The organism is Paenibacillus sp. SAFN-054 (assembly GCF_051966755.1).
Lineage (GTDB): Bacteria > Bacillota > Bacilli > Paenibacillales > Paenibacillaceae > Paenibacillus_AQ.
In genome coordinates this window covers 2,220,982-2,247,310 of record NZ_JBQCKS010000001.1, presented here as the reverse complement: position 1 = coordinate 2,247,310, position 26,329 = coordinate 2,220,982, and the positions used below count along the sequence as shown (strand labels likewise).

The 26,329-nt window shown below is 51.3% G+C and carries 22 protein-coding genes; 20 read left to right on the top strand and 2 right to left on the bottom strand.

Features of this window, described 5'->3' with window-relative positions; all coding sequences use genetic code 11:
• The first annotated feature begins 95 nt into the window (after window positions 1-95).
• A complete protein-coding gene (locus ACTHPM_RS10270) occupies window positions 96-1,355 on the top strand; it encodes an extracellular solute-binding protein (protein WP_440395064.1) in 1,260 nt (419 codons plus the stop codon).
• Between the two features lie 17 nt (window positions 1,356-1,372).
• On the opposite strand, the gene ACTHPM_RS10265 is transcribed toward ACTHPM_RS10270, so the two are convergent.
• Together ACTHPM_RS10265 and ACTHPM_RS10260 are read right to left on the bottom strand one after the other, a co-directional pair.
• Window positions 1,373-2,473, bottom strand: a complete 1,101-nt coding sequence (locus tag ACTHPM_RS10265; protein ID WP_440395063.1) for a coiled-coil domain-containing protein — start codon at window positions 2,471-2,473, stop codon at window positions 1,373-1,375.
• Between the two features lie 193 nt (window positions 2,474-2,666).
• Window positions 2,667-2,903 (bottom strand): DUF2626 family protein, encoded by a 237-nt coding sequence (locus tag ACTHPM_RS10260; RefSeq protein WP_136606519.1) that lies wholly within the window; start codon window positions 2,901-2,903, stop codon window positions 2,667-2,669.
• A gap of 349 nt (window positions 2,904-3,252) precedes the next feature.
• Between ACTHPM_RS10260 and ACTHPM_RS10255 the strand changes: the two genes are divergently transcribed.
• The 19 genes from ACTHPM_RS10255 (at window position 3,253) to murD (ending at window position 26,326) form a co-directional block, all read left to right on the top strand.
• Entirely contained in the window at window positions 3,253-3,900 is a 648-nt protein-coding gene (locus ACTHPM_RS10255) for an RsfA family transcriptional regulator (protein WP_440395062.1), read from the top strand.
• A gap of 188 nt (window positions 3,901-4,088) precedes the next feature.
• Window positions 4,089-5,075 carry a ketopantoate reductase family protein gene (locus ACTHPM_RS10250; RefSeq protein WP_440395061.1) on the top strand — a complete coding sequence of 329 codons (987 nt, stop codon included), beginning with the start codon at window positions 4,089-4,091 and terminating at the stop codon, window positions 5,073-5,075.
• A 5-nt stretch (window positions 5,076-5,080) separates the two neighbouring features.
• Entirely contained in the window at window positions 5,081-5,470 is a 390-nt protein-coding gene (locus ACTHPM_RS10245) for a DUF3397 domain-containing protein (RefSeq protein ID WP_440395060.1), read from the top strand.
• A 144-nt stretch (window positions 5,471-5,614) separates the two neighbouring features.
• A complete protein-coding gene (locus tag ACTHPM_RS10240) occupies window positions 5,615-7,273 on the top strand; it encodes a peptide ABC transporter substrate-binding protein (protein ID WP_440395059.1) in 1,659 nt (552 codons plus the stop codon).
• 204 nt (window positions 7,274-7,477) lie between these two features.
• Window positions 7,478-8,410, top strand: coding sequence for an ABC transporter permease (locus ACTHPM_RS10235; protein ID WP_440395058.1), 933 nt, complete (start codon window positions 7,478-7,480; stop codon window positions 8,408-8,410).
• 2 nt (window positions 8,411-8,412) lie between these two features.
• Window positions 8,413-9,360: an ABC transporter permease gene (locus ACTHPM_RS10230; RefSeq protein ID WP_440395057.1), complete on the top strand. Its 948-nt coding sequence runs from the start codon at window positions 8,413-8,415 to the stop codon at window positions 9,358-9,360.
• Between the two features lie 14 nt (window positions 9,361-9,374).
• Window positions 9,375-10,370 (top strand): ABC transporter ATP-binding protein, encoded by a 996-nt coding sequence (locus tag ACTHPM_RS10225; protein ID WP_440395056.1) that lies wholly within the window; start codon window positions 9,375-9,377, stop codon window positions 10,368-10,370.
• On the top strand, window positions 10,367-11,296 hold the full coding sequence (locus tag ACTHPM_RS10220) for an ABC transporter ATP-binding protein (protein ID WP_440395055.1): 930 nt from the start codon (window positions 10,367-10,369) through the stop codon (window positions 11,294-11,296). Before ACTHPM_RS10225 ends, ACTHPM_RS10220 begins: the two co-directional genes overlap by 4 nt.
• 236 nt (window positions 11,297-11,532) lie before the next feature.
• Window positions 11,533-13,164 carry a bacillithiol biosynthesis cysteine-adding enzyme BshC gene (gene bshC, locus ACTHPM_RS10215; protein WP_440395054.1) on the top strand — a complete coding sequence of 544 codons (1,632 nt, stop codon included), beginning with the start codon at window positions 11,533-11,535 and terminating at the stop codon, window positions 13,162-13,164.
• 26 nt (window positions 13,165-13,190) lie between these two features.
• Window positions 13,191-14,462, top strand: coding sequence for an adenosylhomocysteinase (locus tag ACTHPM_RS10210; protein WP_440395053.1), 1,272 nt, complete (start codon window positions 13,191-13,193; stop codon window positions 14,460-14,462).
• A 217-nt stretch (window positions 14,463-14,679) separates the two neighbouring features.
• The gene (mraZ, locus tag ACTHPM_RS10205; protein ID WP_127601682.1) at window positions 14,680-15,117 is read left to right on the top strand and encodes a division/cell wall cluster transcriptional repressor MraZ; all 438 of its coding nucleotides are present in this window, start codon (window positions 14,680-14,682) and stop codon (window positions 15,115-15,117) included.
• Window positions 15,118-15,138: 21 nt separating this feature from the next.
• Window positions 15,139-16,089 (top strand): 16S rRNA (cytosine(1402)-N(4))-methyltransferase RsmH, encoded by a 951-nt coding sequence (gene rsmH / locus ACTHPM_RS10200; RefSeq protein WP_440395052.1) that lies wholly within the window; start codon window positions 15,139-15,141, stop codon window positions 16,087-16,089.
• A 96-nt stretch (window positions 16,090-16,185) separates the two neighbouring features.
• The gene (locus ACTHPM_RS10195) at window positions 16,186-16,593 is read left to right on the top strand and encodes a hypothetical protein (protein ID WP_440395051.1); all 408 of its coding nucleotides are present in this window, start codon (window positions 16,186-16,188) and stop codon (window positions 16,591-16,593) included.
• A 21-nt stretch (window positions 16,594-16,614) separates the two neighbouring features.
• A complete protein-coding gene (locus ACTHPM_RS10190; protein ID WP_440395050.1) occupies window positions 16,615-18,933 on the top strand; it encodes a penicillin-binding transpeptidase domain-containing protein in 2,319 nt (772 codons plus the stop codon).
• Window positions 18,934-19,017: 84 nt separating this feature from the next.
• Window positions 19,018-20,970 carry a stage V sporulation protein D gene (locus ACTHPM_RS10185; RefSeq protein WP_440395049.1) on the top strand — a complete coding sequence of 651 codons (1,953 nt, stop codon included), beginning with the start codon at window positions 19,018-19,020 and terminating at the stop codon, window positions 20,968-20,970.
• A gap of 53 nt (window positions 20,971-21,023) precedes the next feature.
• Window positions 21,024-22,511: a UDP-N-acetylmuramoyl-L-alanyl-D-glutamate--2,6-diaminopimelate ligase gene (locus ACTHPM_RS10180; protein WP_440395048.1), complete on the top strand. Its 1,488-nt coding sequence runs from the start codon at window positions 21,024-21,026 to the stop codon at window positions 22,509-22,511.
• Window positions 22,508-23,914 (top strand): UDP-N-acetylmuramoyl-tripeptide--D-alanyl-D-alanine ligase, encoded by a 1,407-nt coding sequence (locus ACTHPM_RS10175; protein ID WP_440395047.1) that lies wholly within the window; start codon window positions 22,508-22,510, stop codon window positions 23,912-23,914. The genes ACTHPM_RS10180 and ACTHPM_RS10175 overlap by 4 nt, the downstream gene beginning before the upstream one ends.
• Before the next feature lie 21 nt (window positions 23,915-23,935).
• A complete protein-coding gene (mraY, locus tag ACTHPM_RS10170; protein ID WP_440395046.1) occupies window positions 23,936-24,901 on the top strand; it encodes a phospho-N-acetylmuramoyl-pentapeptide-transferase in 966 nt (321 codons plus the stop codon).
• A gap of 3 nt (window positions 24,902-24,904) precedes the next feature.
• Window positions 24,905-26,326 carry a UDP-N-acetylmuramoyl-L-alanine--D-glutamate ligase gene (murD, locus tag ACTHPM_RS10165; protein ID WP_440395045.1) on the top strand — a complete coding sequence of 474 codons (1,422 nt, stop codon included), beginning with the start codon at window positions 24,905-24,907 and terminating at the stop codon, window positions 26,324-26,326.
• Window positions 26,327-26,329: the final 3 nt, after the last annotated feature.

Genomic DNA, 26,329 nt, shown 5'->3' with positions numbered 1-26,329 from the left:
GGCAAGTCAAACATTTCCAATAAAAAGTAGGACAAGCGCCCTATCCATTTGTTAAAATAGTAAGTATGAAGACTCGCCGGAGGAGGTTAAAAGACTTGAAGCGGAAAAATTATTGGTTTTTGTTCGCGATCCTGCTGCTCTCGTTAACGAGCTTGTCCCAGGGCCAGAATCTGACTCCGGACAGAAGCAGCGGAGAAGAGCGAAAAACAATGTCATGGAATCCGCAGCCCTCCTCAACGCAGGACACAGACGACCAAGCGATCCGGGTCGTGACACATTTAAATGAATCCGATTACAAGGAACTGCTCGATATGAATCAAGGCTTTATGAGCGAGACGGGCATCCAGGTCGAAATCAGGAATATACCGGATACGGATGCTTATCGCCAGCTGACGGCCTCGTTGGAAGTAGGCGACGGACCGGATGTTATGCTTGTAAACAGTCCATGGATCCGGTCGATGGCGGCAAGCGGGTATATTCTGCCTGCAGAATCGTATCAAAACAGCTCGACAGGCGGCGATACGATCAGCCCGATCCTGCAAATGCTCGAATGGAACGGTTACCAATGGGGGATTCCGCTGGATATGGATCCTTATGTGCTTGTCTGGCAGGCGCATGCCCTGCAGACCTTCGGCATTGCCGATATTCCCCAAGATGCAGGGAAAGGGTGGAAAGACCTGCTAGTGAAGCAGGAAACCCGAAAGGATAAAAAGCTGCTGGCCCTTCCGGCGGGTGACGGGTATGCTTTTGCGGCGTTCATGGGAGGAATGGGAGAGAGTCTTGTGCATCCCACGAATGAGGAGCTGGAGTCTATAAGCAAACTTCGTCCGGGAATACAGTTCATCGAACCCGGCAAGACGAAGGAAGCCTGGACCAGCCTGAAGAATGGAGAACTGATCCTCATGGCTGTGTCCGCGTCGGAGGCCGTAAAGGAAAAACAAAACAACAGTTTGCTGGAACTTCGGATGCCTGAACAGCTCTACGGCGATAATCCCTTCCTGCTCCGGGGGAGATCCTATGCCGTATCCGCCCAGTCGCAATTTCCTGAGAAGGCGGCGGAATGGATCGCCTACATGACCTCAGGGAGATCTCAGAAGCAGTGGACGGAAGCAACCGGATACTTGCCTGTACTTCGAACGATATATGAAGAAGAGCAGTACCCGCTGCTTCGGACTCCTGTCCGCCTTACCCAGCTGCTGAAGCCCATGGAGGGTGACGCCGTGGACAGCTTGCTTCAGTCCAGATGGGACAGGTTCTCCAAGGCTGCTAAGCTCTTCCTCTCCGGCAAAAGCACGGCGCAGGAATACAGGGAGGCCATGGAAGCCGGTTCAAAGGACAAATCAGCTACCCCATAACGTGCTAAAGCTGCCCTTTACATGGACAGCTTCAGTGTGACATGGAGTGCTTGGTTGCTGCTGGTGACTTCCGTCGCTTTTACGAATGAAACGATTTGCTGGGGATAAAATCCGAGGTCGAACTCTTCTTCTAGCTGGCGGCAGGTTGTGTCGGGGAGCTCCAGCCCGTTAAAGACCAGCTTATCCACGTGGAACAGAATGGAATTCTCCGGTTCGTTCACAATGCTGTAATGCCCCTCGACCTGCAAACTCAGATTCCCGCTTTCACCTGCTGCGATGACTTTGTTGTCGTTGAAGTGGAAGGCGAAGTTGTTAAAAATCTCGTTTTTACTTTTCAGGAATTCGTTCAGATCATCCTCTTGGATTTCGATGGAGTACGTGGTGCCGTTCGTCCGGATGGCTCCTTTTTTGTTTTGAATGAAATCAGGGAGATCATTCATGGCCGACGACAGGGCGGCGAAGTAGCGTTTTACTTCGTATATGCCGACATTTTCCCAGTATGATGTAAATTCCTTGATCAATCTTTTCATGGCTTCGGGATCGCTGCTGCTGTTCACGCTGCTGTCGAGGTCCTTTTGGAGGGCCACAACGCGTTCCCGCTGCTTTAACAGGTTCTCTTTAATGGTCGTGAGAAGCGCCAGGGATTTCTCCATTTGGCTCTGCGTGTCTTTGAGGCTCCGGTACTCCGTTTGATAAGCGTTTAACACGAGCCGGTCCTGATCCATGATCATTTCATAATAGCTGTATATTTCTAAAAGATTGCTTAAACTTTTGGCTGAAAAGAAAATGGTAAATAGATTGTCCCTTTCACCCATGTAGTAGGATCGGACCACGGATCCTGCACGCTCCTGGCGTCTCTCAATCTGTCCCTGTTTCTCCTCCAGCTGAACCTGCAGCTTGGCGATGACGTTCTGCGTTTTTTTCTGCTGCGCGCTGATCCGGTCGATTTCATGATCGATTTCCACGATCGAAAGGCTTTTTTGCAGGATTTGCTGCTGGTCTGCATCCTCTGGCATGACAGGATCGGCAAGCAGCAAAGGCTGCGGATGAAGCAGCGAGAGGAGCAGAAGCGGGACAAGCACAAGGATCAGGCGGGCATGTTTAACAGCTGCCTTCACGGATCATCCTCCCCTCCAGGCATGTCTCGAGGAAGTCTTTTAGCGTCCTCTTATCAATATATGCTTGGCTATAAAAAATATCATCCCTCTCTTTTCAACTTGGAGGGGTGACGTTGAAACAAAGAAAAAAGACGGTCCGGCAGCGAAGGTCGGATCGTCTTTTTGTGGTAACTCTTCAAGCTTTGATCGGTAACTACAGCGGTAGGCCCATCTTAAAGACTGTCCAGTAGCTGAAACCGGTGAAGGTCACGATCATATAGCCCCAGAAGAGAAGAATGTAGGTTTTTTCCGTGAATTTCAGATATCCCAAAATTACGAAAAATGCTGTCTGCAAGAAGAACAACAGAGCCATTTCCACCATGTTCCCGGCAAATGCCATCAAACCGATAGCGAGTGTAAAGAAGCCCAGTACTCGAAACATGCGTGCCACGTAGTATCCCCCTCTCCTTATGTACGGTCGTAGCTTTACTACACATCATTATAACGTTAACCCAAATTTGTGTAAACGAAAAGTGTTGAACAAATATGAATTTTTTTACGCTTTCATTATTTATTGTGATCATTGTTATGGAAAGTATTCAGGCTGGGACGGTTTATTTTCAGGTGCAAGAAGTATGAGCCATTTGAAATTTGGCAATACAATTTAGTATCAAATAGATTCTATGAACTCTATGAGAAGCATAGAAATGAAAATAAGCAGCTGTTATACCTCATTCAAGCCCGGCAGAAAGGGTTATGGAGACGGTTATTTTAGGATGTTGTTAGGAGGGTTTTGTTGCATGACAGCAGTAAGACAGGATGCATGGAGCACAGAGGACGATCTTATTTTAGCGGAAGTAACCTTGAGGCATATCCGCGAGGGAAGCACGCAGCTCGCAGCCTTCGAGGAGGTCGGCGAAAAAATCGGCAGGACGTCCGCGGCCTGCGGTTTCAGATGGAACAGCTGTGTCCGTAAAAAGTATGAGGAAGCGATCAGCCTGGCGAAAACGCAGCGGCAAAAACGCAGTTACTACAAAAAACAGCCTGCGAATCCGCTGCAGGTAGCGGGTCTCGGTCTAAGCGAAGCGGAGACGGGATATTTCAAGGTGGATGGCGCAAGCGAGGAGTCGCTGTCCATTGATGCGGTCATCCGCTTTTTGCGCCAATGGAAGGGCAGCTTGCAGGAGAACGGCCGCCAGCTGAAAATGCTGGAGAAGGAGCTTCGGGAGAAGGAAGAAGAGCTCGCGAACCTTCGGAGAGTCAATGAGCAGCTGAGCAAGGAAGTGAGCGAAGTCCAGACGGATTATCGGGTTGTCAATGACGATTACAAGGCGCTGATTCAGATTATGGACCGGGCGCGCAGGCTTGCCTTTTTAACTGAAGAAGAGGAAGAACTGAAGACCCGGTTCAAAATGGATGCGAACGGCAATCTGGAGCGCATCGAGTAGCACGACCTCATAACAAGGCCATAACCCGAACACCCGTCCGGATGAGCGAACCAAGCGCGCCGAACGGGTTTTTCCGTGTATAAGGAGAAATGCGGCAAAGAGCAGACTTTTTCCTCTTCCCTGAACGCAGTCATGCGATATAATATCTTTAAGTAAGTACATAACCAGCAAGGAAATCAGGTGATACAGTGACGATTGATCTAATTGGAGGCGGCTCGCTCGGTCTTTTATATGGAGGGAAGCTCGCCGCAGCAGGAATACATGTCCGGATATGGTGCAGAAGCGCGGAGCAGGCCGCGAAGTTAAGCTCTGAGGGAATATCAATCCGGAATACAGAGGGCGATCTGGAAGTTTCGGCGAAACCTGAAGATTTTACGGCAGGGGTCATAGAAGAATTCGCAGGAGGCTGGATGCAGGAGCCCGGAGAGTGGATTTTTCTGATGACCAAGCAGAAAGACGCAGTGGAGGTATGCTCCCAATCGGCGGGACGTCTTGCATCGGCGTCTGACAAGCTTTCCGGCGGGCTCCAGCCTGGCATCATTTGCTTTCAGAACGGTTATGGGCATATGGAAGTCATCGACAAGATGCTGCCGGGCTGGCCCTTGTTCGTAGCTGTAACGACCGAAGGGGCCAAACGCCTGTCACAGAGCGAAGTGCTGCATGCCGGAGCGGGGACGACCTGGATGGGGAGGTACGGGAAGGAGCATGCGGGAGGTAACAGGGCGATTCAACCCGAAGATTGGGTCAAAATGCTGCAAAAAGCAGGATTTTCGGCCGAATTATCGAATGACATCGATAGCAGAGTTTACCGGAAGCTGCTGATCAATGCAGTCATTAACCCGCTCACGGCATTATGGAACATTCCAAATGGCGAACTGCTCTCCTCGCAGCGGCGGCTATCCGTCATGAGAATGCTTCTGGATGAAGCCCTTGAGGTATACGACGCCTGCGGCATCCCTTGGGACAAGGATATTTGGGATCAAATCGTAGGGGTTTGCGCCTCCACTTCAGGGAATACGTCATCCATGCTGAAAGACGTGCAGGAGGGCGTGCCGACCGAGGTGGAGTGGATTAACGGCAGCATAGCGAGTTTGGCGCGGAAGGCCGGCATGCGCGCGCTGAATCACGAACTGGTAACAGGCCTCATTCAAGGTTTGACGATACGAGAGGAGTGACTCCTATGGATTTTTTAAGAAATTCATTTACCTTTTTAAGCATTCTCCCGTTCTTTCCTTTTTTGCTTGTGTATTTTATCCATTATTGGTGGAAACATAACCGAAAGGCATCGCTCAAGCTGGCCATGGACGTGACGACGCTCTTCCTCATCATTTCGGTCTCCGCGTTGTTTAATCTTACCTTTAATACTAGGTGGGGATTTTACTTGATTCTGCTGTTGTTACTGATTGCAATCGGCCTGATCGGCGGCGCTCAGAACCGCGTTAAGGGAAAGGTTGACGTCCAGAAAATGGCGAAAATCATATGGAGAATGTCCTTTGTCATCATGAGCTTCAGTTACTTACTTTTTACATTTATTGGTTTGTTCAAATACATATTTATAACAATGTCTTAAGGAATTATGCATAGCATCATTCATGAAAAATGCATTAAATTTAAGGTATGGCAGGTAATATCTTAAATTTAAGGCTAGATTTTTTTGACCACTGGTTGTATAATCACTAAACATATACTCAAATAACCTTAGGGGGATTACATCATGAGAAGGAAAACACTATTAACCCTACTAACGATGATCCTTGTAGTGGGAACCGTTCTTGCGGGCTGCGGCTCGAAGAATGAGGGTGGAAGCGGCTCCAAGGAAAACGCTGCCGCCACCAAAGATCAAGTGCTGCACATCAACCTCAGCGCTGAACCGCCAACGTTTGATCCGGCGCAAGCGCAAGACAGCCAGGCTCATACTGTTCTGAACATGATGTATGAAGGTCTGGTCCGCTTGGATGAAAACAGTAAACCAGTTCCGGGTGTTGCAGAAAAATGGGATATTTCTTCTGACGGACTGAAATATGTTTTCCACCTCCGCAAAGATGCGAAATGGAGCAACGGTGATCCTTTAACGGCAAAAGACTTCGTCTTTGCATGGCAACGGGTTCTCGACCCGAGCACGACACCAGCCCCTCCTTATGCGTACCAATTGTTCTATGTTAAGGGCGCAGAAGCATACAACAGCAAAAAAACCACTGATTTCTCAACGGTAGGCGTTAAAGCAACGGATGACAACACATTGGAAGTTACGCTGAACAATCCTACGCCGTATTTCCTGAGCTTGACTTCGTTCTATACGTTCTTCCCGGTCCATCAATCGGTGAAAGACAACCAGAAATGGGCGGCTGATCCGAAAACGATGATTACCAATGGACCGTTCTCTTTGACGACTTGGACAACAGGCCAAAAAATCGAAGTAACGAAGAATGCGAACTATTGGGATAACAAGGACATCAAGCTGAACAAAATCACGATGTCGCTGTCCAACAGCGGTGCTACCGAATTGTCCAGCTACAAAGCGGGCCAGCTCGATTATGCAGGTATGCCGAACGGTGAAATTCCTACCGACCAAATGCCGGCTGTCAAAAAAGAGCTGAAGGACGAGCTGAACTTGAAACCGATTGGCGGTATTTATTACTACCAATTTAACGTAACTGCTAAGCCGTTTGACAACGAAAAAATCCGTAAGGCATTCGCCATGGCGATCAGCCGTCAAGATATCGTTGATAAAGTAACGCAAAGTGAAGAAAAACCTGCATTCGGATTCGTTCCACCCGGAATTTCAGGTGCGAAAGAAGAATTCCGTACGGAACACAAAGATGATTTCTTCACAGAAAACTTGGATGAAGCTAAGCAGCTTCTGCAAGAAGGCATGAAAGAAGAGGGATATACAACGCTCCCTGCTGTTACCCTGATCTACAATTCCAGCGACAAGCATAAGAAAATCGCTCTTGCTGTAGCCGATATGTGGAAGAGAAACCTGGGAGTCGACGTGAAAACCGAGAACCAGGAATGGGGAGTATTCCTCAAAAACCGCAGAAGCTTGAACTATCAGATCGCTCGTGCAGGCTGGAGCCCGGACTATAACGATCCGATGACTTTCTTCGATCTTTGGACTTCGAAGAGTGGTAACAACGATGTAGGCTTCAAGAATAAAGAGTACGACGCTTTGGTCAATGATGCTTATTCTTCTGCTGACAACAACAAGCGGATGGAAGACTTCACGAAAGCCGAAACGCTTTTGATCAAGGATCAACAAGTGCTGATGCCGATTTACTATTACACCAACGTAGCACTGATCAAACCTAACCTTAAAGGTGTATCTATTGATTATGCTGGTGCGGTTGACTTTACACGCGCATATTTTGAGTAAGCCGCTAGTGTAGATTTGGATAAGTAATTCGGGATATATATGTGGACATTCCATATATATCCCGTTTTTTTTGCATCTCTTAATCCTTGTGGTAGATATTTCTTTAGTTAGTAATAAATAGATTGGACAAAGCTGCCCTGGATTCTTTAAAATCGAATTATGTCGAATATTGTAGAAAAATAGCAGCGGGGAGGGTAATCGGGCATGGTTCGTTACGTAGCCAACAAGTTCATTTACATGCTGGTGTCTTTGCTTATTCTGATATCAGCCACATTTTTTCTGATGAAAGCCATACCTGGGGATCCTTTTATGTCCGAGAAAAAGGTTCCGCCTGAAATACAAGCCCGTCTTATGGAACAGTACGGACTCGATAAACCGGTCTACCAGCAGTATTTTAAATATCTTGGCGATATTGCAACCGGTGACTTTGGCATATCGATGAAACACCAAAACCAGGAAGTGACAGGAATTATTCTGGATACCTTCTCGGCTTCCCTGAAGCTCGGATTGTTCGCAATCGTGATTTCGGTCATCATCGGTATTCTTCTTGGAATGCTCGCGGCTCTCTATCATAGGAAATTGATTGATAACGTAGCCATGATTCTTGCTGTACTTGGCATTGCAGTCCCGAGCTTCGTGCTGGCTTCTCTGATTCAGTTTATTTTCGGCGAGAAGCTCGGATGGTTCCACGTTATGGGCTTTGACGGCCCGCTTGACTATGTTTTGCCTGTCGCAGCCTTGTCTGCGCAACCGATTGCCTTTATCGCACGTCTGACCCGCTCCAGCATGCTTGAAGTGCTACACGCGGATTACATCAAGACAGCCAAAGCGAAAGGCTTGAACTGGTTCACGATTATGTTCAAGCACGTCATTCGCAACGGCATTTTACCTGTTGTCACCTATATTGGTCCGATGACGGCCAATATCATTACCGGCTCTGTCGTTATCGAACAGATCTTTGGTATCGGCGGGATAGGTAAAGTGTTCGTTGAATGTATTACGAACCGTGACTACACGATGATCATGGGCGTAACAATTTTCTACGGCGTACTGCTCATGCTGGCACGCTTCATTACTGATATCGTTTATGTGCTGGTTGATCCGCGCATTAAATTAACCGGCGGGAAGGAGGGCTAACGATGGCAGTAACAGATACAACTTTGCCTGGCAACAATGTAGAGCTATCGCCCGAGGACTTCCGCAAAATAGGCGTCGATGAAAAGCAAGCTGAAGTCATTCAACGTGAAAGCCTTTCAGCTTGGAGAGATGCTTGGCAGCGTCTTCGCAAAAATAAAATGGCTATGGCCAGTATGGTTGTCCTTATCCTTATTATTCTGGCTGCGATTATCGGCCCTTGGATTTCCAAGTTCAACTATTACTCCAATGATCTGCTGAACACGAACCAGGCGCCTTCCAAAGACCACTGGTTCGGAACCGACGATCTTGGCCGCGACATGTTCGTGCGTACCTGGATGGGTGCCCGCATCTCGCTGACCGTCGGTCTTGCCGCAGCGCTCATCGATCTGATGATCGGTGTCATCTACGGCGGCATCATGGGCTTCTTCGGGGGCCGCGTGGATGCATTCATGAATAAATTTTCGGAGATTTTGTACTCCATTCCTTATATGCTGGTTACCATTCTGCTGCTGGTCGTGTTTGAACCGAGCATCGGGACCATCATTTTGGCCTTGACGATTACGGGCTGGATCAATATGTCGTGGATCGTCCGCGGTGAAATCATGCAGCTGAAGAACAGGGAATATGTGCTGGCCTCCCGCTCCATGGGCGCAGGCTCGAACCGCCTGCTGTTCCGGCACTTGCTTCCGAACGCCGTGGGACCGATCATCGTTACCTTGACGCTGTCCGTGCCAAACGCGATTTTCTCGGAAGCGTTCCTGAGCTTCCTGGGTCTCGGCGTCCAAGCTCCGGTGGCTTCGCTCGGATCGATGATCAACGATGCGCTGACGGGCTGGATGTATTATCCTTGGCGGATGCTGTTCCCGGCCATTCTGATCAGTTTGACTATGCTTGCATTTAATATTTTCGGTGATGGCCTCCGCGATGCGCTCGATCCGAAATTGAAATAACAGGAGGTGAGATCATGGAACCGATTTTACAAGTAAAAGACCTGCAAGTTTCCTTTAAAGTGAAGGGCGGTGAGGTGCAAGCCGTTCGTGGCATGAACTTTGAAATAGGAAAAGGGGAGACGGTAGCGATTGTAGGCGAATCCGGCAGCGGCAAGAGCGTTACCGCGCAAACGATCATGCGCCTCATTCCGTCGCCGCCATCCCAAATCAAAAGCGGCGAGATTATTTTTCAGGGGCAGGATATTCTGAAAAAATCAAATAAAGACATGGAACATATCCGCGGTAAAGATATCGGCATGATCTTCCAGGATCCGATGACTTCCCTCAATCCTACCATTAAGGTAGGCAAACAGATTACGGAAGTGCTGATCAAGCACCAGAAGCTGTCAAAGGCCGAAGCGAAAGACCGCGGCATCGAAATGCTGAAGCTTGTCGGAATCAAAAATCCGGAGGAGCGCTTTGGACAATATCCGCATGAGTTCTCCGGCGGTATGCGCCAGCGGGTCATGATCGCCATTGCGCTCGCCTGCAACCCGGCACTCCTCATTGCCGACGAACCGACGACGGCGCTTGACGTGACGATCCAGGCTCAAATCATGGACGTCATGAAGGATATGCAAAAGAAATTCGGCACCTCCATTATCTTGATTACCCATGACCTGGGCGTCGTGGCAGGCATGTGCGACCGCGTCATCGTTATGTATGCGGGCGAAGTGGTGGAAACCGGAACGAAATGGGAAATCTTCAAAAATCCGCAGCATCCGTATACCAAAGGTCTGCTTCGTTCGATGCCGCGTCTGGACCAGAAGAAGGACGAGCCGCTCATCCCGATCATCGGTACGCCGCCGGATCTGATCAAGCCGCCGATCGGCTGCGCATTCTGTGCACGCTGCGACGAAGCAATGAAAGTATGCGAACGCATCAATCCAGGCTCCACGGAATTCAGCGACACCCATATGGCCCGCTGCTGGAACCTGCATGAGATGGCGAAGGAGGCGCATTCGTCATGAAAGAGAACCATTTGATCGAAGTCGAAGGACTGAAGAAGTACTTTAATGTAGGCGGCGGTAAAATCGTCAAAGCCGTGGACGACATCAATTTTTATATCCGCGAAGGCGAGACGCTGGGTATGGTCGGCGAGTCCGGGTGCGGCAAGTCGACCGCGGGACGAACGATACTCCGGCTGTACGAGCCTACGGCAGGCAGCGTCCGTTTTAACGGAACCGATATTTACAAGCTGTCGCCGGGCAAGATGAAAGAGATGCGCCGCGACATGCAGATGATTTTCCAGGATCCGTATGCGTCCCTGAATCCGCGCTTTACCGTTTCGGACATCATCGGCGAGGCACTGGACATTCATAAGCTGGCAGGCAGCCGCAAAGAACGGAAAAAACGCATTGAGGAGCTGCTGGACATGGTCGGCTTGAATCCGGACCATGCCACGCGGTACCCGCATGAATTCTCAGGGGGACAGCGTCAGCGGATCGGCATTGCCCGGGCGCTTGCCGTAAATCCCAAATTCATTATTTGCGACGAACCGATTTCTGCGCTCGACGTTTCCATTCAGGCTCAGGTGGTCAACCTGCTGAAGGATCTGCAGAATCGGCTCGGACTTACGTATCTTTTCATTGCCCATGACCTCTCCATGGTCAAGCATATCAGCGACCGCGTTGCGGTGATGTACCTAGGGAAAATGGTCGAGCTTGCGGACAGCGAAGAGCTGTATGCCAATCCGATTCATCCCTATACAAAGACGCTGCTTTCGGCAATCCCGATTCCGGATCCGGAAATCGAGGAGAACAAGAAGCGGATTGTCATGAATGACGAGCTGTCCGGCCCGATTCATTCGGCGAAGGATGGGAACGCGATCGTGCAGGAAGACACGAGATTGGTCGAAGTCTCTCCGGGGCATTGGGTTGCCGCCCCTTATGCATAATCCGCAAGAAGTGACCGCCGGTTCATCCGGCGGTTTTTTTCGTTTTGGCATGGCATACTGATACGTGAAGAGTTATAATTATAAAACTGTAACTGATTTTGAAGCATTTGACCGCATGCATATCTCGATTGCCTGTTTCACTTTGACGGCGAAGGTATCTTTAGTTACAATCAAGAAAGATTTTTAAGTGGATGGAACCGAATTGGAAACAGGTACAAAAATAGGAGGCAGACCTCATGAATGTAGTTTCAGATTCGCTGAAGAGCGGCTCCGCTCTTGCAGATGATTATATAAACCGTTTCTCGCAAGTCGAGGATTTGTACGGCGAGGATTTCCGCCGCGAGGATTCCTGGCGCAGCCGCGCGGCGTGGCTCAAGGAATCGGAAGGAACCCGCGTGGACAGAACGGCGCTGGTAGATTGTCTGAGACAATATAATAGCAAGCATAACGACTACAAAGAGGTACATAACTCGCTCGATCTGCTCGCGCAGAACGGTACGCTTGCGGTCGTTGGCGGTCAGCAAAGCGGATTGTTTACCGGTTCGCTGCTTGTCGTCTATAAGGCGCTGACCATTGTTCTGGCGGCCAAGGAAGCAGAGGAGAAGCTCCAGCAGCCGGTCGTGCCCGTATTCTGGATCGCCGGCGAGGACCATGACTGGGATGAGGTCAACCATACCTATGTGATGACTCCCGAGCTGAAGGTTTCCAAAATCAAAATGGATGCAATACCAGGTCCAAGAGGCCCCGTGAGCGATATCCAGGTCACAGCCGAGCAGTGGAAGCAGTCGATGGATCAACTTGCTTCGCTCTTGCCGGATAGCGAGCACAAGCCCGAGATTTTGCGCTTGATGCATCAGGCTGCCGAACAATCGGGTAATTTGAGCGATGCCTTTGCCAAGCTGATGGGACGGCTCTTCGGTGAGCTGGGACTGATTTTGCTGGATTCGGCCGATCCGGCCCTGCGCCGGCTTGAGGTACCCGTCTTTGAACGCATCATCAAGCAAAATGAAGAGCTCGGCCGGACTTATCAGGATGCCGCTTCACGGATTACGGGCAAAGGTTATCCGCTGCAGGCGGACGTGACGGCGGACGGTGCGAATCTGTTCTATATTTATGAGGGCAACCGGCTGCTGCTGCAGAAGCAAAACGGGAGCTTTACAGACCGGAAAGGCATCGTTAGCTTCAGCCGCGAAGAGTTGCTGGAGGAGCTGCAGAGCCATCCGGAACGTTTCAGCAACAACGTGCTGACCCGGCCGCTGATGCAGGATTCGCTCCTGCCGGTGCTCTGTTCCGTGCTCGGACAGGGCGAGATATCGTACTGGGCGATTACCAAGGATGCGTTCCCCGTTCTCGGCCTCCATATGCCGATTCTGCTTCCACGGATGTCCTTTACCCTGGTGAACGGAACGCTGCGCAAATACATGCAGCATTTCGGGCTTTCCTTCCAGGATGTGCAGCACCGTTTCGACGATGCCCGCCAAAGCTGGCTGAACGCCCAGGCAGATCTTCATATCGAACCGAGGTTCGAAGAGACGCGCAGCGCTTTTGAAAAGCTGTATGAGCCTCTGATCCGGGAGCTGGGGACGATACAGCACGGCCTGATTCCGTTGGGCGAGAAGAACAGGGACAAAATCCTGGAGCAGATCTCTTATTTGGAACGGAAAACAAAGCAGGCGCTGGAAAAGCAGCATGAGGCCGCGCTCCGGCAGTGGGATCAGATCGTCGTGTCTTTGTTCCCGATGGGCAAACCGCAGGAAAGGGTTTATAATGTTTTCTACTATATAAACCGTTACGGGTTTGGCTGGATTCGCGATATCCTCGGAAGCTGTACACGCTACACAGCCGAACATCAAATTATCGAAATGTAACGCAGACGATGAAATGGAGGGTTTTGATGAGTACTTTGTCTTTAAAAAATAGCGTCGTCAAAGACATGGCGTTGGCTCCGGAAGGACATCTCAAAATTGATTGGGTTGAGGCGCATATGCCCGTTCTGAACCAGATCCGCAAGCAGTTTGAAGCAGAGCAGCCCTTTAAAGGCCTGAAAGTAACCATTTCGCTTCACCTGGAAGCGAAGACTGCTTACTTGGCCAAGGTCGTGCAGGCAGGGGGAGCCGAAGTCACCATCACCGGCAGTAATCCCCTCTCGACCCAGGACGATGTGTGCGCAGCGCTTGTGGAAGACGGCGTGACGGTTCTCGCGAAGTACAATCCGGACCCTGCAGAATACAAGGAGTTCCTGATCCGGGCTTTGGAAACCAAACCGGACCTGATTATCGATGACGGCGGGGATCTGGTGACCATTCTTCATTCGGAGCGTCCCGATCTGCTGGAAACGATCCGCGGCGGTGCGGAAGAAACGACGACAGGCATCATTCGCCTGAAGGCGCTGGAAAAGGAAGGCCTGCTCAAGCTGCCGATGGTCGCCGTCAACGATGCGTATTGCAAGTATTTGTTCGATAACCGTTATGGCACCGGGCAGTCGGTATGGGATGCGGTAAACCGTACGACGAACCTGGTCGTGGCAGGGAAAACCGCCGTTGTCGTCGGTTATGGCTGGTGCGGCAAAGGGGTTGCGATGCGTGCCAAAGGTCTTGGCGCGAAAGTCATCGTGACGGAAGTGGACCCGATCCGCGCCGTGGAGGCTCACATGGACGGCTTCGAAGTCATGCCGATGATCGAGGCCGCGAAACATGGCGATTTCTTCGTCACCGTTACAGGCAACCGCGACGTCATTACGGGCGAGCATTTCGATGTCATGAAGGATGGAGCGATTCTGTGCAACGCCGGTCACTTTGATGTCGAGGTGAACAAGGTAGAGCTGGGAAGCCGCGCGGCTTCCATCCGCACTGTTCGCCGCAACATCGAGGAGTATGCGCTGAAAGACGGCCGCAAGGTATATCTTCTCGCCGAAGGACGTCTTGTCAACTTGGGAGCAGGCGACGGACATCCGGCGGAGATTATGGATATGACGTTTGCGCTGCAGGCCATGTCCCTGAAATACGTCAACGACAACTATGAAACGATCGGCAGCAAGGTGTTGAACGTACCCCTGGAAATTGATCAGCAGGTAGCACGCTACAAGCTGGAAAGCCTTGGCATTCAGATTGATGCTTTGAGCCGCGAACAGATCGAATATTTGGACAGCTGGACAGGACATGAATAGACGGTAATTTTTGGACGGTTATTTCTCGCCGAAGAACCCCTTGATTCCTCTTGGATCAAGGGGTTTCGTGCTGTCATGTGCCAAACTGCCTGTTAACAATATCCAAAAAATCGCAAACGGCAGGAAGGATTTTGATTTTGGGTGGCGAATCTAGTATCCTTAAGTGGTGGAAAGTGGTGCAAAGTGGGGATTTAGGGTTAAGGAGTTGAGTGGCCGAATGTTTATGGGAGAGTTTCAGCACAGCATCGACGATAAGGGCCGCTTGATCATTCCTGCCAAATTCCGTGAGCTGCTTGGCTCATCCTTTGTCATCACCCGCGGACTTGACCAATGTCTTTTCGTTTACCCGATGAATGAATGGAGCATCCTGGAGCAGAAGCTGAAGTCGCTGCCCCTCATGAAGTCGGATGCGCGCGCGTTTACCCGGTTCTTTTTCTCGGGCGCGACCGAATGCGAGTGGGACAAACAGGGAAGGGTAAATTTACCGGGGAATCTCAGACAATACGCGAAGCTGGACAAGGAATGTGTCGTGCTGGGTGTATCTAATCGCGTGGAGATCTGGAGCAAGGATACTTGGGAGACATACTTTCAGCAGTCTGAAGGAGCATTTAACGAGATTGCTGAGAAGCTGGTTGATTTTAATTTTGAATTGTAATAAGTCTAGGAGGGCTGCAGCTTGTTTCATCACATCACGGTGCTTAAAGAAGAAGCGACAGAAGGGCTGCACATTAAACGAGACGGCATTTATGTCGACTGTACGCTTGGCGGTGCAGGGCATAGCTCCCTGATTGCTTCCAAGCTTGGAGAATATGGCAGACTTATCGCGCTGGATCAGGATGATTGGGCGCTGAATAATGCCAAGGAAGCACTGGCTCCGTTCGCGGACAAAGTTTCCTTGGTCAAAACGAATTTTAGAGATTTGGAAGAGAAGCTGAAAGAATTATCGGTTCCCATGAAAGACGGCATCCCTCAAGTGGATGGCATTTTGTTCGACCTTGGGGTTTCGTCGCCGCAGTTCGATGAGGGAGAGCGAGGGTTCAGCTATAATCATGATGCGCCGCTGGATATGCGCATGGACCAATCGTCTAAGCTCACGGCATGGCATATCGTCAACGAATGGCCGGAGAAGGAAATTGCGCGCGTGCTGTTTCAGTATGGAGAAGAGAAATTTTCCCGCCGGATTGCCAAATTCATTATCGAACATCGGGCACAGGGACCTATACAAACCACTGGCCAGCTGGTCGATATTATTAAGGAAGGCATTCCCGCGGCAGCGCGGAGAACCGGTGGTCATCCCGCCAAAAGAAGCTTTCAGGCTTTGCGAATCGCCGTGAATGATGAACTTGGCGCGTTTGAGGAAGCCCTTCATCAAGCGGTACGCTGCTTGGCCCCGGGGGGAAGAGTCTCCGTCATTACCTTCCACTCGCTGGAGGACCGGATCTGCAAGCAGATATTTAACAGCTACGTTGGGAGATGCACTTGTCCTCCCGATTTTCCGATGTGCGTATGCGGAGGAAAAGGCGAGCTGAAGCTGGTCAACCGGAAGCCGATTGTGGCAGGGGATGAGGAATTGGCTCACAACTCACGCGCTCGCTCAGCGAAGCTGAGAGTCGCGGAGAAAATATAACGCTTGATACTGAAATCACGAATGGATCTATTCTATGCTTTTAAAGCGTAAGACTATGATGAAGGGGAAGAAAACATGGCGTACACCCGTGGTAACTTGGCAGTAAAAGAACAACAACAGCCCGCAAAACGCACATATCCCGGGTACCGGGAGAAGACGATGGTGGTTACCCGCCGTACATATCTTCCGATCAAAGAGAAGCTATTGTATCTGCTTACTGTCGTGGTATGTGTCATGGTAGCGAGCCTGATCATCTGGCAGAATGCGAACATTTACGGACTGAACAAGCAAACGCAGAAAGTGGAAAGAGCCATCAAAACTTCGAAGTCGGAAATCAGCCGGCTGACCGTGCAGAAACAGCAGCTCGAGAACGGGATCCGCGATAAGGCGATGCAGATGGGATACGTTGATACAACGGATCAGCCTGCGATTAATGTTGAGCGCACTAAGGTATCCTCGAGCAGTGACAACAAGACTGCTGGTTCGGAAACGGCAAACAAATAGAGAGCTTGTGAGGGTTGGGAAATGATTAAAAGAATAAAACTTCGCACATTGCTTCTAGGAGGATTCATCACCCTCCTATTTGTTGTTTTGCTGATCAGAATGTTTGCCCTTCAAATTGTTCAGGGAGATTCCTGGCACGAGAAGGGAGTCGCCAAATGGGTCAAAGAATCGGACATTCCAGCAGAGAGAGGAACGATTTCCGACCGCAATGGAGATCCGCTTGCCCTTAATGCGCCGGCATATACCGTAGTCATCAACCCGAGTGTTATTCATGCAAACGGAACAGAGGAAATGGTTGTCGAAGGTTTGAATAAGATTCTCGGTAAAGATGTGGATAAGCTTAAAACGCTTGTCAACAAGAAGGACGAGAAGGGCGAATACGTCAAGAACGTTGAGGTCCGCAACGAGGGCTGGAAAATCGATGAAGCCAAAAAGCTGCAAGTCGACAAGCTGAATGACCAGCTGAAGGAACAGTTTAAGAATAAAAAGAAGATTCAGGAGACAGGTCTAGGCCTGCTGAAAGAATCTAAACGGTATTATCCAAACGGATCCTTGGCTGCCCATGTGCTCGGATATACGGACCGCGAGGGGAACGCAATCGCAGGTCTTGAGGCTTATCTCGATGACAACTTAAAAGGCACACCCGGGCACCTGCGCTATGAATCGGACACTGCAGGAGACAAGCTCCCGAATTCCAACGGGATTTACGAGCCGGCTGTCAATGGTATGAATTACAAGCTGACGATCGACGATAAGATCCAGTATTATATCGAAAGTGCCATGAAAGAGGCGTACGACGAATATAAGCCGATCAGCATGACAGTCATCGCGGCCGATCCGAAAACGATGGAAATACTCGGAATGGCGAATTTGCCGACGTTTGATCCGAATAAATACAATGAAGTCAAGCAGGAGGACTACGGAAACTTCGTCAATCATGCGGTGAAGTCCCTGTATGAACCGGGATCTACATTCAAGATCGTGACGCTGGCCGCGGCCGTGCAGGAAAAGGTGTTTAATCCGAATGATAAGTACCAATCCGGGTCCATCATCGTTAAAGGCACTCGTCAACCTTTGCATGATATCAACAGATCCGGGTGGGGGAGAATTTCTTATCTTGATGGGGTGAAACACTCTAGTAACGTGGCTTTTGTCAAGCTGGGAACGGAGCTTCTCGGTAAAGAGAAGTTAATCCGGTACATTACCGATTTCGGCTTCAGCAACAAAACAGGTATTGATCTTCCGGGAGAAATATCCAAGCAGCTCTATCTGCCGGGACCCGTCGAGACAGCTACCGCTACCTACGGTCACGGGGTCGAAGTGACACCGATTCAGCAGCTGGCCGCGATCGGCGCCATTGCGAATGGCGGCAAATTGATGACTCCACACGTCGTCAAGGAATATACCAACCCGAACAACGGCGTGACGACTGAAATTAAACCTAGCTTCAAAAAGCAGGTCATTTCTCCGGAAGCGGCCAAGGAAACCGGTGAGTACTTGGAGCAAGTCGTGGCGGACCAAGTTATAGGTACCGGCCGAAAGGCATACATTGACGGGTACCGTGTAGCAGGGAAAACAGGTACTGCCGTTAAGGTAATCAACGGTAAGTATGATTTCTCCAAATCCGTCGTGTCGTTTATCGGTTACGCTCCGGTGAACGATCCCAAGATTGCAGTGCTGGTCATTATGGACCAGCCTGATAATGCCACGGTCGGCGGCGGTACGGCAACCGCCCCGGTCTTCAAAAAGATCGTGGAGCAGTCCCTTCAGTACATGGGCGTGCCACGAACGGTGACGAAGGACGACAAGGATAAAGCGAAAGAAACCGATGGCAAAAACAGCCCCATCCAGGCGCAGAACCGTCCGCCCGCACCGGACCTGGTCAACAAAACCGTCAAGGATGCGGAAAAACAGCTGCTGAAATCCGGCATCGCGTTCGACACCATCGGCAAAGGGTCTTCGATTACCAAGCAGTTTCCTGCAAAGGGAACCCCGATGAGTCCCGGCCAACGGATTTACCTGCTGACCGAAACGGACAAGACGATGGAGGTTCCCGACCTGAAGGGTGAATCGTTGCGGGATGCGCTGGATGTGCTCACCTTAATGAAGGTAGCCGTAAACATCAGCGGCGAAGGGTATGTTTCAAGCCAGAAAGTGACGAATCAAGACGGCAAACGCACCGTCCAGCTGACCTTAAAGCCTGCGAACGAACTCGGGGCTGACGATCAGAACGGGGACGCGGCGGACGGAGACTCCGGAGACAAGGGAGAGGACGATACCTCCTCCGAAGGCAGTCAATCCGCCGCTGGCAGGACCAACGGTAAAAACAACGACCAATAAATAGCTTGTTCTAGCCCCTGTTTGTCCCGAATATCATGATAGGAATAACGGTCATGATATTAGGATACGCAGGGAGGAATAAGGGTGAAGGTTTCGAATGTGACGCGCAGACGCAGACTCCTGGCGAGCTTGCTCGTACTTTGCTTGCTGTTTGTTGCTATAATAGTAAGGCTTGCGTATGTGCAGCTGGGCAAGGGAGCAGAGCTGTCGGCCAAGGCGGAGGAGAACTGGCGCAGGGAAATTCCCTCTACAGCGAAGAGGGGAGAAATCCAGGATCGCAACGGTACCGCGCTGGCTTATAACATCAGTTCCCCTACGATTATGGCAGTGCCTGTTCAAGTGAAGGATCCTGACAAAACGGCGAGGTTGCTTGCGCCGCTCCTTGGAATGACGGAGCAAAAAATCAAAGCGACGGTTACAAAAAGGCAATCAAGCGTGAAACTTCAGCCCGGTGGACGCAAAATTACGATGGAGCTTGCTCAGAAAATTCGTGATTTAAATCTGCCGGGTATCGTTGTTGCAGAGGACAATAAGAGGTATTATCCTTATGGGGATCTTGCAAGCCACATTCTCGGCTTTACCGGCATCGACAATCAGGGGTTGACCGGGGTGGAGCAAAGGTACGACAAAATGCTTCAGGGCATCAACGGCAGCATTTCCTACCTGTCGGATGCAGGGGGACGCCTGATGCCGGGTTCGTCGGAGAAATACGATGCTCCGAAGGACGGGCTCAATCTGGAGCTGACGATCGACAAGTCCATTCAGTCCATCATGGAACGCGAGCTCGACCAAGCAATGGTTCAATATCAGGCCAGAGGTGCCTGGTCTATCGCCATGAATCCCAAAACGGGAGAAATCTACGCGATGGCCAGCCGACCCGGATACGAACCAGGCAATTATAAAGAGTACGAGCCCAAGGTTTACAACCGGAATCTGCCGATCTGGATGACTTACGAGCCGGGTTCGACCTTCAAAATCATTACGCTTGCCGCGGCGCTGCAGGAAAAAAAGGTGGATCTAAAGAACGAACAGTTTTTTGATCCGGGATACATCAAAATCGGCGGAGCAACCCTGAAATGCTGGAAGCGGGGCGGACATGGCAGCGAGACCTTCATGCAGGTAGTGGAAAATTCCTGCAATCCCGGCTTCGTTACGCTGGGCAACCGTCTGGGCAAGGATAGTCTTTTTCAGTACATCCGCAATTTCGGATTCGGATCAAAGACAGGCATTGACCTGAACGGGGAAGAGAACGGAATTCTGTTCAAGCTGTCGCAGGTAGGTCCTGTGGAGCTGGCGACGACCGCTTTCGGGCAGGGGGTATCCGTAACCCCGATCCAGCAGGTGGCTGCAGTATCGGCTGCGATCAACGGCGGCAAGCTGTTTAAGCCGTATGTGGCCAAAGCCTGGGTAAATCCCGAAACGGGTGAGACCGTCAGCGAAAACAAACCGCAGCTGGTCAGACAAGTGATTTCGGAAGAGACCTCCAAGCAGGTGCGCGAGGCACTGGAAAGCGTGGTGGCGAATGGTACTGGTCGGCCGGCCTTTATTGACGGCTACCGCGTAGGCGGCAAGACGGGTACCGCCCAGATCGTTGTAAATGGACGATACTCTGCGACGGAGCACATCGTTTCCTTCATCGCCTTCGCTCCGGCGGACGATCCGCAAATCGTGGTATACACAGCCGTCGATAATCCGGCAGGCATTCAGTTCGGGGGCGTCGTTGCTGCTCCGATCGTACAGAATATTCTGAGAGACTCCCTTCAGGTTCTGAACGTGCCGCAGCGGAAGGACCAGCTGCCCAAGGTCTATAAATACGGCGACACGCCGATCGTAACCGTTCCCGATCTGACTGGCGCAACCGTTCAGGATCTATACGAGGATCTGAACATGAACTTTATGCTGGCGAAATCCGGCACGGGCAATACGGTCGTCAGCCAGGCTCCGAAACCGGGAAGCCGCGTGGAACGGGGAGCGACAATCCGTATTTATATGGGCGAGGATACAGGGAAGAGCGAGGAAAATAAGGCTCCCGAATAAGACTTAATCATCGCAGCAATGGACGATAATAGAATTAGAGCGAGGGATATGCTATGAAACTGAACGAACTGGCTTCAACACTAACAATTGCACAAATCACAGGAAGCGGGGATATCACGATCACCGGTCTTCAAACCGACTCGCGTAAAGTAGCCCCGGGCGACCTGTTTATCTGTTTGCCCGGGCATACCGTGGATGGACATGACTACGCGGCACAAGCTGCCGAACAAGGAGCCGCGGCGCTTGTCACCGAACGCCAGCTGGATATTGATCTTCCGCAGGTCATTGTCAAGGACTGTCGCTATGCGATGGCCGTGATGGCGGATGCATTCTTCGGATCCCCGAGCTCCCATATGAAGATGATCGGCGTAACCGGCACCAATGGCAAAACGACAACCACGTACCTGATCGAAAAAATGATGAACGATCATGCGGTAAATACGGGCCTCATCGGAACGATCCAGATGCGTTATGGCGGCCGCACGTTCCCGATGTCCGGTACAACGCCGGAAGCTTTGGAGCTGCAGCGTTCCCTGGATGATATGTCTGCGAACGGCGTACAGTGCTGCATCATGGAGGTTTCCTCCCATGCACTGGAGCAAGGACGCGTCAAGGGTACGGATTTTCGCACGGCAATCTTCACGAACCTGACGCAGGATCACCTGGACTATCATAAAACGATGGCAGATTACAGGGCGGCAAAGGGGCTGTTTTTCGCGCGGCTCGGCAACAAATTCTCTCATCAGAAGAATCAGCGGAAATATGCCGTGCTGAATTCCGATGATGAAGCGTCGCAATATTTTGCCAAAGTGACTGCTGCTGAGGTGATTACATACGGCTTGAATGAAAAGGCAGACGTCCGCGCTTCGGAAATTTCCATCACGGCGCAGGGGACTCATTTTCATGTGGATACATTCAAAGGTAGCACGGATATTCAGCTGAAGATGGTAGGGAAATTCAACGTTTACAATGCTTTGGCCGCTATCACGGCGGGACTGCTGGAAGGCTTGGAGCTCGAAGGCATCAAGCAAAGCCTCGAGTCTGTACCGGGCGTTGACGGCCGCGTTGAATCCGTGGATGAAGGTCAGCCTTTCGCGGTGATCGTGGATTATGCCCACACGCCGGACGGTTTGGAGAACGTACTTAAAACAGTGAATGAGTTTGCGAAGGGACGCGTGATCACTGTCTTCGGCTGCGGAGGCGACCGTGACCGCACCAAGCGGCCGATCATGGGTAAGATTGCCGCGAAGTACAGTGACGTCGTGATGGTTACTTCTGACAATCCGCGCACAGAGAATCCCGATCTGATTCTGAAGGATATTGAAGCGGGACTCCAAGAGGATGCGGTGCCTCAGGAGAAATACCAGCTCGTTGTGGACCGGCGGGAGGCCATACAAAAGGCTATTGAAATGGCAAGCCCGGACGATGTAGTATTGATTGCGGGGAAAGGCCATGAAACCTATCAAATCATCGGACATACCAAACATGATTTTGATGACCGGGTTGTGGCCAAAGAAGCGATAAGGGGTATGGACAAGTGATTACGAAGAAACTGGGCGAAGTTGCGGTCATGTGCGGGGGCACCCTGACGCATGACCATGATCGTGATATACAAATGAACGGTGTCTTTACAGACTCGCGCAAGCTGGTTCGCGGCCGATTGTTCATCCCGCTCGTCGGGGAGAACTTCGATGGCCATGCCTTTGCGGCAGCAGCGCTTGCGGGAGGTGCCTGCGGCGTTATGTGGCAGCGTGACCGCGGCATTCCGCCGGAAGGACCCGTCATCGTGGTCGAAGATACGCTTGCCGCGCTGCAGGCGCTGGCGAAAGCTTATTTAGCCGATGTCGGCTGCCGCGTCGTCGGCATTACCGGCAGCAATGGCAAAACCACAACGAAGGATATGGTCTATTCCCTGCTCGGGACGACTTTCAAGGTGCACAAAACCGGGGGGAATTTCAATAACCACATCGGGCTTCCCCTGACGATTCTAGAGATGCCGTCGGATACGGAAATTGCTGTACTGGAGATGGGGATGAGCGGACGCCATGAGATCGAAAGCCTCTCGGCAATCGCGAATCCGGAAGTGGCCGTCATCACCAACATCGGTGAAGCTCACCTTCTGCAGCTCGGTTCGAGGCATGAGATTGCCCGTGCCAAGCTGGAAATCATCAGCGGGATGAAGCCCGGCGGTTTGCTCGTGTACCACGGTGATGAGCCGCTGATTCCGCTGGTCCTCGAGGAGGCTGATACGGTAAAGCCGGAAGGGTTGAAGACATTTACCTTCGGAATCGATCAACAGCATAACGATGATTATCCGACAGGCATGATGTTCCACAGCAACGGCATCACGTTCACTTCGCATCTTCATCCGGAGCATGGGCTCGAGCTTCCGCTGCTTGGCCAGCACAACGTGGTCAATTGCCTGGCTGCGCTAGCTGTAGCGAGTCATTTCGGGGTCAGCGAAGACAAGATCGTTGAAGGGATCTCAGGGCTGCAGATGACGGGCATGCGCATTGAACAGATTACGGCACCTAGCGGGCTTACGCTGCTTAATGATGCATACAATGCCAGTCCGCTGTCCGTGAAGGCGGCGATTGACGTGCTGGACAGCCTCAAAGGATATTCACAGAAGGTCGCGGTGCTCGGGGACATGCTGGAGCTTGGTCCGAAGGAGCTTGAGTTTCATGCGGAAGTCGGGGAGTATGCGGCTGGCGGCAAAGTGGATATGCTGTATACCTACGGCCCGCTTTCGGAAGAAGCAGCCAAAGCTGCATCAATCAAGCGGCCGGATCTTCCTGTGTACCATTTCACCGATAAAAAAGAACTGGCTTCCCACCTCGCAGGGCAGGTGCATCCGAAGGATGTCGTACTGATCAAAGCCTCGCGCGGAATGAAAATGGAAGAAATCGTGGATGCTCTTGTCAAGGAAGACTTGCATAACTAAACATACGGAGGGGGTGAATCCATGGATTACCAATTGTTGTTACTTACTATAGGCGTTTCTTTTATTCTCGCGGTCATTGCGGCTCCGCTGCTGATTCCGCTGCTGAGGCGGATGAAATTCGGGCAGCAGGTACGTGATGACGGACCGCAAAGCCATTTGAAAAAGGCCGGTACGCCAACGATGGGCGGTATCGTAATCATTTTGGCGTTTACGCTGTCTTTCTTGAAATTTTCAGTCATCAATACGGATTTTTACGTGCTGCTAGTCGCGACTCTCGGCTTTGGCCTCATCGGATTTCTCGATGATTACATCAAAATCGTATTCAAACGCTCGCTTGGGCTGACGGCCCGCCAAAAGCTGGTCGGCCAGCTGCTCTTTTCCGCGATCATGTGCATTTTGCTCATCCAGAACGGTCACAGCACGGCGATTCACGTCCCGGGAACCTCGTGGTCTTTTGACTGGGGCGGCTGGTTCTATTATCCGTTTATCGTCATCATGATGCTGGCCGTCACCAATGCCGTCAACTTCACGGACGGAGTGGACGGATTGTTGTCCGGCATCAGCGCCATTGCCTTTGGTGCCTTTGCCCTTGTGGCGATGCAGGCAACATCGCTGTCCGCTGCCGTATGTGCCGCGGCCATGATCGGTGCGGTGCTGGGCTTTCTTGTGTTCAATGCGCATCCGGCGAAAGTATTCATGGGCGACACGGGCTCGCTTGGCATCGGCGGAGCGATCGGCGCAATTGCAATTGTAACCAAAAGCGAGCTGCTCTTCATCGTGATCGGCGGCGTGTTCGTCATCGAAATGCTGTCCGTCGTCCTTCAGGTCGCATCATTCAAAACAAGAGGCAAGCGCATATTTAAAATGAGTCCGATTCACCATCACTTTGAATTGACCGGCTGGTCCGAATGGCGCGTTGTCATTACCTTCTGGGCCGTGGGCATCATTCTCGCGGGTGTTGGACTTTACTTGAACAAGGGGTTGTAGAAGATGAAGCATCCAGAGTCTTACAGGGATCAGGAAGTCGTCGTGCTGGGCTTGGCCAAAAGCGGTGTACAAGTCGCCAAGGTTCTCCACAGCTACGGGGCGGTTGTAACGGTTAACGATCAAAAAGACAGAGATCAATGCCCCGAAGCCGGGGAACTGGAATCACTCGGAATGACCGTCATTTGCGGCGGGCACCCGGAGAATCTGGTTCATCCCGGTATTTCTCTGCTTGTGAAAAATCCGGGTATTCCGTATAAGGTTCAGCCTGTACAAAAGGCGCTGGAGCTCGGGATCGAAGTCGTGACCGAAGTCGAAGTAGCCTATCATATCTGCAGCGCTCCGATCATCGGCATCACGGGTTCCAACGGCAAAACGACAACCACCACTTGGGTCGGAAAAATGCTCGATGAAGCAGGCATGCGTCCGATCGTCGCAGGGAATATCGGAACCCCGCTCTGCGAAGCCGCGCAGCAAGCGGATGCCGGCAACTGGATGGTAACCGAGCTGAGCAGCTTCCAGCTGAAAGGAACGAATGAATTCAGACCCCGTATCGGATGCTTGCTGAATGTGACGGAAACGCATCTGGATTATCATGGGGGGATGGAAGACTACGTCTCCTCCAAAGCCAAAATGTTCGCCAATATGGGAGAAGGAGATACCGCAGTCCTCAATTGGGATGATTCCACCTGCCGTGAGCTTGTTCCCTACATCAAGGCCAAGCTCCTGCCCTTTTCGATCAATGAAGAGCTGGTGGAAGGTGTTTATGTCAGCCCGCCTTTCGTCGCGGATACAAAGGATGACCTTCCTCGAAAAATCGTATACCGTGACGAACAAGGCCGGGTGAAAGATATCATCCCTGTGGAGGAAGTCGGTATTGCAGGCCGCTTTAATATCGCAAACGCGGCTGCCGCCTGCGCCATTTCCATTGCGGCCGGCGCGCCTGTCGACCGTTTAAGAGGCCCGTTATCCTCCTTCCGCGGTGTCGAACACCGCTTGGAGTATGTGATGAATCTTGACGGCGTCGCTTATTACAACAATTCCAAGGCGACCAATTCCAAAGCGACCACCATGGCTCTGAACTCTTTTCAGCAGCCGATCGTCTTGATCGCCGGGGGACTGGACCGGGGCTCGGACTACATGGAGCTGCTACCGGTGCTGTCCGAACGGGTCAAAGCCGTCGTTGCCTTGGGACAAACGGCGCACAAAATCGCTGGCGTATCAAAAATGGCCGGATTAAAGCATGTGGTCATCGTCGATAATGAAGAGGACGCCGCCGACACGCTTCGCGCAGCCGTAAAAGAAGCCCAGGCCGCAGCCGAGCCGGGAGATATCGTGCTTTTGTCTCCGGCCTGCGCCAGCTGGGACATGTTTACGTCATATGAGGAGCGTGGACGCATTTTTAAAGAGGCGGTGCATAATCTTTAAGTA